At 42.4% G+C, this 1513-nt stretch carries 1 protein-coding gene and 2 tRNA genes; 2 read left to right on the top strand and 1 reads right to left on the bottom strand.

Features of this window, described 5'->3' with window-relative positions:
• Nucleotides 1-94: 94 nt before the first annotated feature.
• Nucleotides 95-883 (bottom strand): lipase family protein, encoded by a 789-nt coding sequence (locus AB4486_RS15760; protein ID WP_372117690.1) that lies wholly within the window; start codon nucleotides 881-883, stop codon nucleotides 95-97.
• 349 nt (nucleotides 884-1232) lie between these two features.
• Between AB4486_RS15760 and AB4486_RS15755 the strand changes: the two genes are divergently transcribed.
• Nucleotides 1233-1319: transfer RNA gene (locus tag AB4486_RS15755), tRNA-Leu, on the top strand.
• A gap of 67 nt (nucleotides 1320-1386) precedes the next feature.
• Nucleotides 1387-1460: transfer RNA gene (locus AB4486_RS15750), tRNA-Cys, on the top strand.
• Nucleotides 1461-1513 lie beyond the last annotated feature (53 nt).

Genomic DNA, 1513 nt, shown 5'->3' with positions numbered 1-1513 from the left:
ACTCCGGGAGGCGCCTCCATCATTCAGAAAAAACCAGTCCTAGTGACTGGTTTTTTCGTTTTTGACCCTGCTAAAAGCTTCCTACGTACCCATTTCAATGCTTATCAAAGAAATCTTTGTTACGGATATACTTGCTCATTAAGTGGTAAGAGAAAGGTCTTATCAGCCAACTAAAGATAGAGCGACCAAGGCGGATTAATGTAGGAGTGTTCTCATAGATTCGTCCGTTATAAAGCCAAAGCACTTTACCTACATGCCAATAGAGCAAAGGAACCGGTGGCATGAAGGTCACGATGTCGATGTCACAGCAAATTCGGTAGGTCTTCTTACTCATGCGATAGTGCTTTCGAAAGCTCCAATCACCAATGGCGGGTTGGCCAAAAGTCACTATTCGTTTAATACAGCCTGGGTACTTTTGATCAAAGTAATCAGCGAAGACACAACCGATAGCGCCTCCGGAAGAGTGGCCAGTAATAGACACTCTTTTTCCTTGTTCGATGATAGGTGTGAGCGTGGCTTCCAAGCGCTCAATAACGGTTAAGCCAAGCTTATCTTCATTACGACTTGGCTGGCTCTCTTGAAGCATTAGATGGTAGAAACCCGCATGCACACGATAATTGAGCCCAATTCTCTTACAGCTTCTTGTCCATAGAGCAAAGGTTAGTAGCCAATCTGAGATACTGTGCGATCCTTTGATTACCACAACCACTTCATCTTTGTCGCTACTCCACAACACTCTAATCATGGTTTTACCAAACTGGTTCTTGATGATGCGTTGTCCATTAGGGTCAAAACCATAGCGAGTCTGCTTAAAAACTCTAGGGTAGGCGAGGTTACAAAGAACGGCATAGCGCTCATATTGATATCGTTTTAGTGGTTTCACATGTTTACTTCTTAATAAGAGTTACTTCAAACTCTAATCGTTGAATGTGAAAAGCACATGAAAACGCCATTTGCTTGGTTTAAAACAATAAAATCACCGCATTCAATTGGTATTTGAATCAATGGTTGTCAGTGATTTGTCCGTTTAAATTAGAAATCCAAGTATAAGAACCGTACAAGCTGCACTAAATTTATTCTTTTGAGTTCGATAATTAATCACTTGAATTAAAAGATAAAATTTATTGTTGACGAATTTTTTCCTTCCGTTAAAGTACACCTCGTTCTCACGGCTTAGGTCGCTGAGAGATGGTGTTTTTACTTTTCAGTAATCGGCCTCGCAAGATTGCGTTGCCCTGGTGGTGGAATTGGTAGACACAAGGGATTTAAAATCCCTCGGCGTTCGCGCTGTGCCGGTTCAAGTCCGGCCCGGGGCACCATCTATCTAGCCTCTACATTTTGAGTAGAGTGATGAACAAAGAGTTGTTCTCTTAAATCACTATTAAAGGCGCCTTGGCAGAGTGGCTATGCAGCGGATTGCAAATCCGTGGACCTCGGTTCGACTCCGGGAGGCGCCTCCATTCTTTCTCTTAGTTTGATAAGTTAAGAGATAATAAGAATGAAAATGCGATAC

The organism is Vibrio sp. 10N.222.55.C6, from assembly GCF_041473395.1.
Taxonomy (GTDB): Bacteria; Pseudomonadota; Gammaproteobacteria; order Enterobacterales; family Vibrionaceae; genus Vibrio; species Vibrio crassostreae_C.
This window is presented reverse-complemented; position numbering and strand designations above follow the sequence as displayed.